At 73.1% G+C, this 12,007-nt stretch carries 11 protein-coding genes and 1 pseudogene; 4 read left to right on the top strand and 8 right to left on the bottom strand.

The window, feature by feature from the left end; translation table 11 throughout:
• The 5 genes from ftsH to dacB all read right to left on the bottom strand — a co-directional run bounded on the left by ftsH (position 1) and on the right by dacB (position 7,208).
• Positions 1-2,058: an ATP-dependent zinc metalloprotease FtsH gene (ftsH, locus tag ACIGZJ_RS34220; RefSeq protein ID WP_396460932.1), complete on the bottom strand. Its 2,058-nt coding sequence runs from the start codon at positions 2,056-2,058 to the stop codon at positions 1-3.
• A 235-nt stretch (positions 2,059-2,293) separates the two neighbouring features.
• Positions 2,294-2,848, bottom strand: a complete 555-nt coding sequence (hpt, locus tag ACIGZJ_RS34215; protein WP_030059589.1) for a hypoxanthine phosphoribosyltransferase — start codon at positions 2,846-2,848, stop codon at positions 2,294-2,296.
• Positions 2,849-2,919: 71 nt separating this feature from the next.
• Positions 2,920-4,047: a tRNA lysidine(34) synthetase TilS gene (tilS, locus tag ACIGZJ_RS34210; protein ID WP_392941327.1), complete on the bottom strand. Its 1,128-nt coding sequence runs from the start codon at positions 4,045-4,047 to the stop codon at positions 2,920-2,922.
• A gap of 345 nt (positions 4,048-4,392) precedes the next feature.
• On the bottom strand, positions 4,393-5,571 hold the full coding sequence (locus ACIGZJ_RS34205; protein WP_396460931.1) for a zinc-dependent metalloprotease: 1,179 nt from the start codon (positions 5,569-5,571) through the stop codon (positions 4,393-4,395).
• A gap of 134 nt (positions 5,572-5,705) precedes the next feature.
• Complete coding sequence (gene dacB, locus ACIGZJ_RS34200) at positions 5,706-7,208, bottom strand: D-alanyl-D-alanine carboxypeptidase/D-alanyl-D-alanine-endopeptidase (protein WP_396460930.1); 1,503 nt, start codon at positions 7,206-7,208, stop codon at positions 5,706-5,708.
• Positions 7,209-7,284: 76 nt separating this feature from the next.
• Here dacB and ACIGZJ_RS34195 point away from each other — a divergent pair, with 76 nt between their 5' ends.
• A complete protein-coding gene (locus ACIGZJ_RS34195) occupies positions 7,285-7,776 on the top strand; it encodes an inorganic diphosphatase (protein WP_387942415.1) in 492 nt (163 codons plus the stop codon).
• Positions 7,777-7,975: 199 nt separating this feature from the next.
• Positions 7,976-8,251: pseudogene (locus ACIGZJ_RS34190) on the top strand (biliverdin-producing heme oxygenase); the annotation flags it as partial.
• 50 nt (positions 8,252-8,301) lie between these two features.
• Here ACIGZJ_RS34190 and ACIGZJ_RS34185 read toward each other — a convergent pair.
• The 3 genes from ACIGZJ_RS34185 to ACIGZJ_RS34175 all read right to left on the bottom strand — a co-directional run bounded on the left by ACIGZJ_RS34185 (position 8,302) and on the right by ACIGZJ_RS34175 (position 10,494).
• Positions 8,302-8,517, bottom strand: a complete 216-nt coding sequence (locus tag ACIGZJ_RS34185) for a dodecin (protein ID WP_387942427.1) — start codon at positions 8,515-8,517, stop codon at positions 8,302-8,304.
• Between the two features lie 132 nt (positions 8,518-8,649).
• Positions 8,650-9,270: an ABC transporter substrate-binding protein gene (locus ACIGZJ_RS34180; RefSeq protein WP_396460929.1), complete on the bottom strand. Its 621-nt coding sequence runs from the start codon at positions 9,268-9,270 to the stop codon at positions 8,650-8,652.
• 444 nt (positions 9,271-9,714) lie between these two features.
• Positions 9,715-10,494 (bottom strand): NAD(P)H-dependent oxidoreductase, encoded by a 780-nt coding sequence (locus ACIGZJ_RS34175; protein ID WP_396460928.1) that lies wholly within the window; start codon positions 10,492-10,494, stop codon positions 9,715-9,717.
• A 139-nt stretch (positions 10,495-10,633) separates the two neighbouring features.
• On the opposite strand from ACIGZJ_RS34175, the gene ACIGZJ_RS34170 reads away from it, so the two are divergent.
• Entirely contained in the window at positions 10,634-11,482 is an 849-nt protein-coding gene (locus tag ACIGZJ_RS34170; protein ID WP_396460927.1) for a helix-turn-helix transcriptional regulator, read from the top strand.
• A 65-nt stretch (positions 11,483-11,547) separates the two neighbouring features.
• On the top strand, positions 11,548-11,988 hold the full coding sequence (dtd, locus tag ACIGZJ_RS34165) for a D-aminoacyl-tRNA deacylase (protein ID WP_392941335.1): 441 nt from the start codon (positions 11,548-11,550) through the stop codon (positions 11,986-11,988).
• Positions 11,989-12,007: the final 19 nt, after the last annotated feature.

Here is a 12,007-nt window from a genome sequence, read left to right as displayed (position 1 = left end):
TCAGCCCTCGGCGGGCGGCTCGACCGGCAGCGGCGGGAGCTTCACCACGTCGACCGGGGCGGCCTCCGCGGCGATGGCGGCGGCGCCGTTGGTCAGCGCCAGCTCCTTCGGGGACTGCACCGGAGGCCTGGTGGACGGCGTCCGACGGGACGAGCCCGTCCAGGCCGGCCGGGCCGGGCGCTTGACGATGGTCGAGAAGATCTCGGCGATCTGCTCCTTGTTGAGGGTCTCCTTCTCCAGGAGCTCCAGGACCAGGTTGTCGAGCACGTCGCGGTTCTCGACCAGGATCTCCCAGGCCTCGTTGTGCGCGTTCTCGATGAGCTTCTTGACCTCTTCGTCGACCAGCCCGGCGACCTCTTCCGAGTAGTCGCGCTGGTGACCCATCTCACGACCGAGGAACGGCTCCGAGTTGTCCGAGCCGAACTTGATCGCGCCGAGGCGCTCGGTCATGCCGTACTGGGTGACCATGGCCCGCGCGGTGGCGGTGGCCTTCTCGATGTCGTTCGACGCACCGGTGGTCGGGTCGTGGAAGACGAGCTCCTCCGCCGCGCGCCCGCCCAGCATGTAGGCCAGCTGGTCGAGCATCTCGTTGCGGGTGGTGGAGTACTTGTCCTCGTCCGGCAGCACCATGGTGTAGCCGAGGGCCCGACCGCGGGACAGGATGGTGATCTTGTGCACCGGGTCGCTGTTGGGGCACGCCGCCGCCACCAGGGCGTGGCCGCCCTCGTGGTACGCGGTGATCTTCTTCTCCTTCTCGGACATGATCCGGGTCCGCTTCTGCGGTCCGGCCACGACGCGGTCGATCGCCTCGTCCAGCGTGACGTTGTCGACCAGCTTCTTGTCCGAGCGGGCGGTCAGCAGAGCGGCCTCGTTGAGGACGTTCGCCAGGTCCGCACCGGTGAAGCCGGGGGTGCGCTTGGCGACGGCCGAGAGGTCGACGTCCGGCGCGACCGGCTTGCCCTTCTGGTGCACCTTGAGGATGTCCAGTCGGCCCTGGAGGTCGGGGCGCTCGACCGCGATCTGGCGGTCGAAGCGGCCCGGGCGCAGCAGCGCCGGGTCCAGGATGTCGGGACGGTTGGTCGCCGCGATCAGGATCACGCCGCCCTTGACGTCGAAGCCGTCCATCTCGACCAGCAGCTGGTTGAGGGTCTGCTCGCGCTCGTCGTGGCCGCCGCCGAGACCCGCACCGCGGTGCCGGCCGACGGCGTCGATCTCGTCGACGAAGACGATCGCCGGGGCGTTCGCCTTGGCCTGCTCGAAGAGGTCGCGGACCCGGCTGGCGCCGACACCGACGAACATCTCCACGAAGTCCGAACCGGAGATCGAGTAGAACGGCACGCCGGCCTCGCCCGCGACGGCGCGGGCCAGCAGGGTCTTGCCCGTTCCGGGCGGGCCGTACAGCAGCACGCCCTTGGGGATCTTGGCGCCGACCGCCTGGAACTTGGCCGGCTCCTGCAGGAACTCCTTGATCTCGTGGAGCTCCTCGACCGCCTCGTCCGCGCCTGCGACGTCGGAGAAGGTGGTCTTCGGGGTGTCCTTGGTCAGCAGCTTGGCCTTCGACTTGCCGAACTGCATGACGCGCGAGCCGCCGCCCTGCATCTGGTTCATCAGGAACAGGAAGACCAGGACGATGATCACGATGGGCAGCATCGACAGCAGCAGGCTGACGAAGGTGCTCTGCTTCTCCGGGCTGATGGTGTAGCCCTCGGAGAGCGTGCTCTGGTCGTTGTCGTTGATCTGGGCCTGGAGCTTGTCGGCGATCGCAACACCCTGGTCGCCGATGTACGAGGCCTGGAACTTACTGCCGGACGGGGTCTTGCCCGTACCGGCGTTGGACAGCGTGGCGCCGTCCTTCAGCTGGATCTTGATCGTGTTCGAGTCACCGGTGGTGATCTGCGCCGACTTGACCTGCTTGGCATCGATCGCTGCGACGACCTGCCCGGTGTCCACCGTCTTGTAGCCGTTGGAGTCGGAAACGACCTGCATCAGCACGATGACGGCGAGGACGGCCAGCACGATCCACATGATCGGCGCACGGAAGTATCGCTTGACGTCCATCCATGCGGGGCGTTGCCGCCCCGTCCCTCCTGCCACTCAACGGCGCCGCGGGGCCGTGGCCGCCGGCGCATCCGGTCTGTGCTCATGTGAAGAGCGGTTTTATTGGACCGTACCGCAGTCCGACCCGCCCGTGGCGGGAGCACAGCGACACGACGTATTACTTTGTCCCCCGCTCCAACGGGCGGGAACGGCGTACTGTTCCCGCCCGTAACCCGAACGAGGTCCCGGGCCGCCCTCAGCCGCCGTAGACGTGCGGCGCGAGGGTGCCGATGAAGGGGAGGTTGCGAAGCTTCTCCGCGTAGTCCAGGCCGTACCCGACCACGAACTCGTTGGGGATGTCGAAGCCGACGTACTTGACGTCGATCTCGACCTTGGCCGCGTCGGGCTTGCGCAGCAGGGTGCAGACCTCGAGGGAGGCCGGGCCGCGCGAGCCCAGGTTGCCCAGCAGCCAGGACAGCGTCAGACCGGAGTCGATGATGTCCTCGACGATCAGGACGTCCCGGCCGGCGATGTCGGTGTCGAGGTCCTTGAGGATACGCACCACGCCGGAGGACTTGGTGCCCATGCCGTACGACGAGACCGCCATCCAGTCCATGGTCACCTGCGAGTGCAGGGCGCGGGCGAGGTCCGCCATGACCATCACGGCCCCCTTGAGGACGCCGACGATCAGCAGGTCCTTGCCTGCGTAGTCCCGGTCGATGCGCTCGGCCAGCTCCAGGAGCTTGGCGTCGATCTCGTCCTTGCTGATGAGCACCTTCGCGAGGTCAGCGCCCATGTCGTTCTGGTCCACCGGGGATACGTCCTCAAACGTTCGGGGTCTGTGTGGCCGACGGCCCGGCGCCCCCGGGGCATGCCTGCCCGTCAGTCGCCCTGTCGCCGAAAGACCAGCGTGCCACACCTGCGGGTGGCCTCGACGCCCCCGGGTAGGTGCAGCGGCCCCTGGCCGCGCCACCCGGTGACCAGCAGGTCGATCGTTTCGAGGTGCCGCGCGAAGAGGTCCCCGGCCGGACAGCCCGCCCGCAGCGCGGCTCTGCGCAGCACCCGGCGGCGGACCGCCGGAGGCAGTTCGGCCAGTTTCACGGCGTCCAGGGTGCCTTCGCCCGTCCGGAGGTCGCGCTCGGCCAGCACGGCCCACTGGTCCAGCGCGTCGGCGTCGTCCCGGAACAGCCGCGCGGTGCGGGCCAGCGCCTCGACCACGCCGCCGCCCAGGTGCTTCTCCAGCACCGGCAGCACCTCGTGGCGGACCCGGGAGCGGGTGTAGGCGGGGTCGCAGTTGTGCGGGTCGTCCCAGACCGGGATCGCCTGGGCGGAGCAGGCCTGGCGGGTGGCGGCGCGGTCCAGCTCCAGCAGCGGGCGCCGGTAGCGGCCCTTCTGGGCCGGCATGCCGGCCAGCGAGCGGGAGCCGGAGCCCCGGGCCAGGCCCAGCAGCACCGTCTCGGCCTGGTCGTCGCGGGTGTGGCCGAGCAGGACGGCGACCGCGCCGTGGCGCTCGGCGGCGGCGTCCAGCGCGGCGTAGCGGGCGTCCCGGGCGGCGGCCTCGGGGCCGCCCTCCCGGCCCACCCGGACGGGGACGGCCTCGACCGGGTCCAGCCCGAGCGAGCGCAGCCGTTCGGCCACCTGGGCGGCGCGGTCGGCGGAGCCGGTCTGGAGGCCGTGGTCGACGGTGACGGCGCCGACCCGCAGGCCCAGCTTGGGCGCCTCGAAGGCGGCCGCGATGGCCAGCGCCATGGAGTCCGCACCGCCGCTGACGGCGACCAGGACCAGCGGGGAGCCGGGTGCGGCCGGGGTGCGGGGCAGCCCCGAGGGGTGGCGGTGGGCGTTGCCGATCAGGGTGGTCCCGACGGCGGCGACGGCCAGCGGCGCCCCGGTCGGGCGGTCACGGGGGTCGCGCACGGGCGCGGTGAAGGTGGTGCCGGCCTCGCTGGCGAGGTCGGTGAGCGTGCGGCGTACGGCCAGGCGTATCGCTGCGACGGCGGGGTGTGGGCCCACGGCGGACGACTCCTTGGCGGAGGGGAACAGGACGGCGGGGGCGCGGCGGGGCGGCACACATGGTGAGCACCGTGTTACCGGGCGCTCACAGATGGTGGCAGAAAGGAGGCACCCGCTACGCCACCCGCGCCACCGGTACGACCACCGTCCCACGTACGGGTGAATGAAGAAACGTATCTTCACCCGCCATCTGCACGATTGGACCACTCGTACGAACGGGTTTGACCGCTGCCGACCGCCCTTCGGACCAACGCCCCGCGCCCCCGGGCCGAAGCGCCGCGCGCCGGCACCGCGAGGGGGCGGGCCGGGGCGCGACAGCGCGACGGTGCGGCGGGCAGCCGGGCGTCAGCGGGCCACCCGGGCCACCCAGGCGGCCGGGTCGTGGATCTCGTCCTTGGTCGGCAGGGTGTTCGGCGACGTCCAGACCCGGTTGAAGCCCTCCATGCCGACCCGGTCCACCACGCCCCGGACGAAGACCGCGCCGTCCTGGTACTGGCGCAGCTTGGCGTCCATGCCGAGCAGCCGGCGCAGCACCAGGTCCAGCCGGTTGGCGCCGCGGTCGCGGCGCTGCTGGAACTTCTCCCGGATCTCCGCCACGCTCGGCACCACGGCCGGGCCGACCCCGTCCATCACCACGTCGGCGTGGCCCTCCAGCAGCGACATCACCGCCGTCAGCCGGCCCAGGATCTCGCGCTGCGCGGGCGACTGGACGACCTCCAGCAGCGTGCCGGGGGCCGAGCCGTCGCCGCGGCCGCCGAGGCCGGGCAGGCTTCCGCCGAGTGCGCCGGCCGCGTCCCGCAGCCGGTCCAGCAGGGCGCCCGGGTCCACGTCCGTCTCGGACAGGAAGGACTGCACCTCGGACTGGATGTGGTCGCGCAGCCACGGCACCGCGGTGAACTGGGTGCGGTGGGTCTCCTCGTGCAGGCAGACCCAGAGCCGGAAGTCGGCCGGGTCGACGTCCAGCTCCCGCTCGACGTGCACGATGTTCGGCGCCACCAGCAGCAGGCGGCCCGGGCCGGGGCCGTCCGGACCGAGCCGGGGCTTGTCGAACAGCGCGGCCGGGCTGTCCGGCGCCTCCAGCGAGGACTCCGCCGGGGCGAAGGTCTCGTACTGGCCGAGCACCTTGGTGGACAGGAACGCCAGCAGGGCGCCCACCTCGATGCCGGTGGCCTTCTCCCCCACCGTGCCGAAGACGCCGGCCGCGGCGCCGTTCGTCCGGCGCGCCTGGAGCTTCTCCACCAGCGGCTGGACGATGGTGCGAAAGCCCGCCACGTTGGCGCGCACCCAGCCGGGGCGGTCCACGATCAGCACCGGCGTGGCCGCGGCCTCGGTGAGACTGCTGGAGCGCATCCCGGTGAACTCCCGGACGTGCTCCTCGGCCTCCAGGGCGTGGCGGCGCAGCTCGGCCACCACGGCGGCCGCCTCGGCGCGGCTCACCTCCGGCCCGGGCCGCACCAGCCTGGTCGCGGTTGCGACCGCGAGATTCCAGTCGACCATGTCAGCACCGCCGCTCGCGCTCGTCATGCCCTCACCGTACGTGCTCCCGCCCATCGGGGGGAGCCACCGGCGCCCACGTCCTGCGGCGCGCACCGTTCGGCGGCGGGTGCCCGGGCGCGCGGGCGAACCCTCCTGCGGCGTACGGGCGTAGCCCCCCCCGGTCAGTGGCAGCCGCAGGCGGCGAGCCGGGCGACGATGCGGTCCATGGCGGCGCGGGCGGTGTCGACGGGCGCGGCGGTCCTGGTCATCACCGCGAAGGAGAGCTGCCGGCCCTCGGCGTCCACCACCAGCCCGGCCAGCGTGTTGACCCCGCTCAGGCTGCCGGTCTTGGCGCGCACCAGGCCGGCCGCGTCGGCCGCGCCCGAGCCGGAGCCGAAGCGCTTGCCGAGGGTTCCGGTGAAGCCGGCGATCGGCAGGCCGGTCAGCACCGGGCGCAGTTGCGGGTACTGCTCCGAGGCGGCCAGCGCGAGCAGCCGGACCAGCACGGCAGGCGGGATCGCGTTGCCGGGGTGCAGGCCGCTGCCGTCGTTGAGCACCACGCCCGTCATCGGGACGCCGAGCCGGGCGAGTTCCTGGGTGACGGCGGTGGCGGCGCCCTCGAAGCCGGCCGGCTGGTGGGCGGCCAGCGCCGCCTGACGGGCGATCGCCTCGGCGAGCGTGTTGTCGGAGGTGGTCAGCATCCGCTCGATCAGCCGAGTGACGGTCGGCGAGTCCACCCGGCCGAGGACGGGGGCGGTGGCGGCCGACGGCGCCGCGGACGGCTTGGGCGTGCCCTCGACCGTGACGCCCTGGGCCTTCAGCAGGGCGGCGAAGGCCTCGGCGGCCCGCCCGGCCGGGTCGGCGACCCGGGCCGGCGCGTCCTCCCGGCTCTTCGGGTCGACCCGGCCCTCGTCGATCATCAGCGGAACGACCAGGGCGATGTTGGCCGCGTCGTGGTTCTTGTGCTGCGGGCTGCCGGAGTAGAGGGAGAGGTCGTAGTCCAGCTTGACGGTGGTGGTGCCGGCGGCCTTGAGGGCCGCGACGGTCTGCCGGGCCAGCGCGTCCAGCGAGGCCGGGGCGGTGTCGGCGTCGGCGGGCACGCCGCCGATCTGCACCTGGTCGGCGGGCAGCGCGGTGAGGGTCGGGTCGCCGCCACCCACGAGGGTGATCTCGCCGGGGTTCGCGCCCTTGACGACCCGGGTGCTCAGCCGGGTGTCGCCGGGGATCAGCGAGAGCGCCGCGATCGCGGTGGCGAGCTTGGTGGTGGAGGCGGGGGTGGCCGGGGTGTTCTCGCCCGAGCCGTACAGCAGTTGGCCGCCGGCCGGGTCCGCGACGGCGAAGGTCACGGTGCCGAGGCTCTTGTCGGTGAGCACGGCGGCGAGGGCCTGCTGGAGGCCCTGCGCGGTCGGCACCCCGGCGGCCGGACCGGCCTCGGCGGAGGCCAGTACGGCCCCGGCGGCGGGCGCCGGCAGGGCGGCACCGGGCTGGGCAGCCGGCTGGGTACCCGACGGCGCGGCCGAGCCGCCCGGGGCGGTCGTACCGGTGGCGCTCCCGCCCGGCGGCGGGGACGGCTGCGCATACGCACCACCCGAGGTCAGCACGGTACCCGCGACCAGCACCGCCGCTCCGAACAGCCGCGGGGCCGTCCCCCTGCGCCGCCGCCCCACCCCGACCCCAGCTCCCACCGACAGGCCCCTTTCCTGAGCACTCACTCCCGTAGGAGACACTTGGATTCTGTCAGTCCCTACCTTGGAGGAACCGTTGGAGTTCGACGTCCTGATCGAGATCCCGAAGGGCTCCCGCAACAAGTACGAGGTCGACCATGAGACCGGTCGCCTTCGTCTGGACCGGATGCTCTTCACCTCGACCCGCTACCCGGCCGACTACGGCTACGTCGAGGGCACCCTCGCGGACGACGGCGACCCGCTGGACGCGCTGGTCATCCTCGAGGAGCCGACCTTCCCCGGCTGCCTGATCAAGTGCCGCGTCATCGGCATGTTCAAGATGACCGACGAGGCCGGCGGCGACGACAAGCTGCTCTGCGTCCCGGCGACGGACCCGCGCTGGGAGCACCTGCAGGACATCCACCACGTGTCGGAGTTCGACCGTCTGGAGATCCAGCACTTCTTCGAGGTCTACAAGGACCTGGAGCCGGGCAAGTCCGTCGAGGGCGCCAACTGGGTCGGCCGCGCCGAGGCCGAGGCCGAGGTCACCGCGTCGATCAAGCGCCTGGCGGAGTCGGGCGGCCACTGAGCCGTGGTGCCGATCTCGTCCGCCCAGGGCAGTTCGAGGTAGGTCGAGGCAGTCGGAGGCCGGGGTGCCGCGGAGTCTTCCGCGGACCCCGGCCTTCGCCGTGTCCGGGCCCGGTTTTACCGACAGCGTGTCGGCATGACGTTGACTTAGGTTAGCCTAACCACAGCAATCGGGGGTGATCCCGACCCCTGGAGGCCGCATGTCCACGCCCGAGCAGCCCGTCCCGTTCTCCACCGTGCTCCGCACCGCGAGCAGCGAGGAGCACGAGGCGGCGGAGCAGTCCTCATTCATGAGCCACCTGCTCGGCGGACGGCTCGGGGTCGACGCCTACGCGGACCTCACCGGCCAGCTCTGGTACGTCTACCGCGCCCTGGAGGGCCGGGCCGGGGAGCTGGCGGAGCACCCGCTGGCCGGGCCGTTCATCGACCGGGCGCTGCTGCTCGACGAACCGACCGCCGCCCTCGACCTGCGCCACCAGGAGCTGGTGCTGCCGGAGCGCCCTTGGGACCTGGGATCCCGGGCCGGTCAGCCCTCGTCGTCCAGCCGGAAGCCGATCTTGAGGCCGACCTGGTAGTGCTCGATCCGGCCGTCCGCGAGGTGGCCCCGGACCTGCGTCACCTCGAACCAGTCGAGGTTGCGCAGGGTCCGGGAGGCCCGCTCGACCCCGTTGCGGATCGCGGCGTCGATGCTCTCGGTGGAGGACCCGACGATCTCGGTGACCCGGTACACGTGCTCGCTCATGGCGGACTCCTCAGCTGTGCGACGACCCCCGGTCCACCGTGCACCGCGGGCGGGCCGCCCGCACCCCGGCCGCCGCCGACCGGGCCCGGCCAGGTCGGACCGGGCCCGGCCTGGCCGGGCGGCCTCACCCGGTCAGAGCGGGCCGCCCGCGAGCAGGTCGTCAACCCGCGCCTCCCCGTCGCGGTACCGACGGGTGATCTCGGCGCTGCAGCCGTCCGCGGTCCGCTGCAGCCGCTGCCGGCGCCCGGAGACCTCGCGCTCGTGCGCCCGCAGCCGCTCCAGCGCGGCCAGCAGCTCCTCGGCGGGGTGCGCGCCGAGGTCGGCGAGCTGGACGTCGCCCATCAGGGTGTCCGCCTCCACCTGGGACTGCTGGCCGCGTGGCGGCCCGAGCGTGACGTGCCGGGCGGAGAGCCGGACGGAGGACGGCGCGTCGGCGAGGATGGCCGGCAGCCGGTCCAGCAGCGCGGCGCCCGGCCCCTCCGCCCCGGCCGCCGCCAGCACCGGGCCACCGTCGGGGCGCCGGTCCAACTCGGCCCGCAGGATGTCCATCCGGCCGTGCAGCAGCCGCCGGAGATAGGACAGGTCGGCCTCCTGCTCCAGGGTGTCCCGGCGCAGGGTCCGCAGCTGGTCCAGACCCAGCCGCCCCAGATCCGGCTCCCCGCCGCCCGCCGTCGCACAGGAGGGGGCCCCCGCCGGCTCCGGGCTCCCGGGCGCCCGCCCGGACCGGTCCTGTGCCGCGCTGCTCGCGTCCATCAACCAACCACCTGCCGTTGTCCCGAATCCCGCCCGATCCCGCCCGCTCGCGGCACCCCGTCGTCTGCCGCGTTGTCCGGTCCGTCTCCGGCCTGCCGTTGCGCGTACCGCCTGGTGCACGCCCGGGCACCCCCTGAGGGTTCCCGCCCCGCACCGATGCCACCCGCCGGGGCGACACCGCCAGAACGCCTGACCTACCGGCTCGACCGCCCGGCCGACCCGGCCCCGGCGCAGCGTCGAGCGGGTGCCCGGCCCCAGCGTGCCACCCCGCCCGGCGCCCGTGCACCGCCCGTGCACCCGAACGGCCCCCTGGCGAACGGGGGTGGCTGATATGACCAGGGCTTTCCGCAGGGAGATCGGCGCCAGCGGGAGCGCAGGCGCACGCCACCCAGCGCTCGCCAAGCCTGCACGCGCCCCACGGGACCCTCCCCCGGCTGCCGGTGGTCAGCCGCGCACGTGCAGCCCGAAACCCGTGCGGCCCGCGGGCTCCAGCCCCTCCTTCAGGTTCAGCGAGGGGATCTCGTAGTCGCCGAAGTTCTGCCGCCGGAAGGGGATCGGCTCGGTCGACTCCAGGGTGAGCAGACGCTCCTCCCAGGCCTTGGCGACGTCCGGGAAGGCCTCCTCGGTCATCCGGTCGGTGCCGTGCAGCACGAACGGCGGCAGCACCTCGATGCCCGGGTAGTAGAGGATGCCGTGGTGGATCGGGAACAGCAGGTCCTCGATGGGGCCGTTGATCCCGCGGGCGGCGTAGTGCGACTCCGGGCCGCCGACGGTCACCGACAGCAGGGCCCGCCGGCCCGCGAGGGTGCCCTCGCCGAAGCGCTCGCCGTACTTGGTGTCGCTGTGCTCGCCGACGCCGTAGGCGAAGCGGTAGGTGAACACCCGGTCCACCCAGCCCTTGAGGATCGCGGGCATCGAGTACCACCACAGCGGGAACTGGAAGACGATCGTGTCGGCCCACAGCAGCTTCTCCTGCTCGGTGCGGACGTCCGCACCGAGCTCCCCCGCCTCGAAGGCCCGGCCCGAATCCCGGGCGACCCTCAACGGGCTCGACGCGTGCGGGCCGTAGTCCGCGGCGTCCACGACCGCCTTCCAATCCATCGCGTACAGGTCGCTCACCCGCACCTCGTGCCCGGCGGCCTCCAGGGTGGACACCGCGAGGTCCTTCAGCGAGCCGTTGAGCGACTGCGGCTCGGGGTGGGCGTAGACGATCAGCGTCTTCACGGGGACTCCTTCGGATCGGATGCCTCCGATACTGGGCACCGCGGCGCCCGGTGTTCAGGGGCGCCGCTTCCGTCGGACCGGACTTCCTGGTATCGACAGGGCCACCCTCACGGGCGGCGCCGCGGCCATACTGAAGGGCATGGACGATCTTGCGGGCTTCCTGCGGACCAGGCGCTCCCGGGTCGACCCGGCGACCGTCGGCATCCCCGTCGACAGCCGCCGCCGGGTCGAGGGGCTGCGCCGCGAGGAGGTCGCCCACCTGTCCGGCGTCAGCGTCGACTACTACGTACGCCTGGAGCAGGGCCGCGCGACCCAGCCCTCCGAGCAGGTCCTCGACGTGCTCGCCCGCGTCCTCGGCCTCGACGAGACCGAACGCGGGCACCTCTACCGGCTCGCCCGGCAGCGCCGCCGCCCCGCCAAGGCGCCGAACGGACGGATCCGGCCGGAGCTGCTGCGCGTCCTCGGCCTGGTCTCCGGCGCACCCGCGCTGATCATGGACCACCGGATGGACGTGCTCGCCGGCAACCGCCTCGCCGGACTCCTCTACGGCCGGCCGATACCCGGCCTGAACACCGCCCGGCACATCTTCCTGGAGGAGCCCGAGCGCGGCCTCTACGCGGACTGGGAGACGTGCACCCTCGACGTGGTCGGGCACCTGCGCCTGGCCGCCGGAAAACACCCCGAGGACCCCCGGCTGGCCTCGCTCATCGGCGAGCTGGCGATGGGCAGCGAGCGCTTCCGCCGCCTCTGGGCCCGCGCGGACGTCCGGGCCCGCTCCCACGGACGCAAGGCGTACCGGCACCCGCTGGTCGGCCTGCTGGAACTGCACCACGAGAACTTCGCGCTGCCGGACGAATCCGGCATGGAGCTGCTGGTGCTGTCCGCGGCCCCCGGCAGCCCCGCCGAGGACGGGCTGCGCCTGCTCGCGGGCCTCGGCGCGGACAGCGGTGACGCGCACCCCCCGGTGAACGCCAAGGCCCGCGACTAGGCCCCCGCCCCCGCGGGTTCGACGGTGCCTCCGAAGGCGCTACCCGGCTCCGGCACAATGGCCGCATGCGAGCAGTGGTGCAGCGAGTGACCGAGGCCAGGGTGACGGTGGCCGGCGAGACCGTCGGCGCGATCGAGGGGCCCGGGCTCTGCGTCCTGGTCGGCGTGACCCACGAGGACACCCCCGCCAAGGCGGCCCAGCTGGCCCGCAAGCTCTGGACGCTGCGGCTGCTGGAGGCCGACGGGAACGGGGTCGAGCAGTCCTGCTCCGACCTGGCCGCGCCGCTACTGGTGATCAGCCAGTTCACCCTCTACGGGGACGCCCGCAAGGGCCGGCGCCCGACCTGGAACGCGGCCGCGCCCGGCCCGGTCGCCGAGCCGCTGGTGGACGAGGTGGTCGCCCGGCTGCGGGAGCTCGGCGCCAAGGTGGAGACTGGCCGGTTCGGCGCGGACATGCAGGTGGCACTGGTGAACGACGGCCCGTTCACCGTCCTCGTCGAGGTCTGAGCCGCCCCCGACCAGGCCT

The sequence above is a fragment of the Kitasatospora sp. NPDC052868 genome (genome assembly GCF_044547105.1).
GTDB lineage: Bacteria > Actinomycetota > Actinomycetes > Streptomycetales > Streptomycetaceae > Kitasatospora.
The sequence above is the reverse complement of the archived record's forward strand: the minus strand, read 5'-3'. Positions and strand labels throughout refer to the sequence as shown.

What these genes read in the sequence shown, in the direction of transcription:
- ACIGZJ_RS34170 (WP_396460927.1), top strand. Translation starts at nt 10,634, where the DNA reads ATGGACGATCTTGCGGGCTTCCTGCGGACCAGGCGCTCCCGGGTCGAC.
- ACIGZJ_RS34205 (WP_396460931.1), bottom strand. Translation starts at nt 5,571, where the DNA reads ATGACGAGCGCGAGCGGCGGTGCTGACATGGTCGACTGGAATCTCGCG.
- ACIGZJ_RS34180 (WP_396460929.1), bottom strand. Translation starts at nt 9,270, where the DNA reads ATGGACGCGAGCAGCGCGGCACAGGACCGGTCCGGGCGGGCGCCCGGG.
- dtd (WP_392941335.1), top strand. Translation starts at nt 11,548, where the DNA reads ATGCGAGCAGTGGTGCAGCGAGTGACCGAGGCCAGGGTGACGGTGGCC.
- ftsH (WP_396460932.1), bottom strand. Translation starts at nt 2,058, where the DNA reads ATGGACGTCAAGCGATACTTCCGTGCGCCGATCATGTGGATCGTGCTG.
- ACIGZJ_RS34185 (WP_387942427.1), bottom strand. Translation starts at nt 8,517, where the DNA reads ATGAGCGAGCACGTGTACCGGGTCACCGAGATCGTCGGGTCCTCCACC.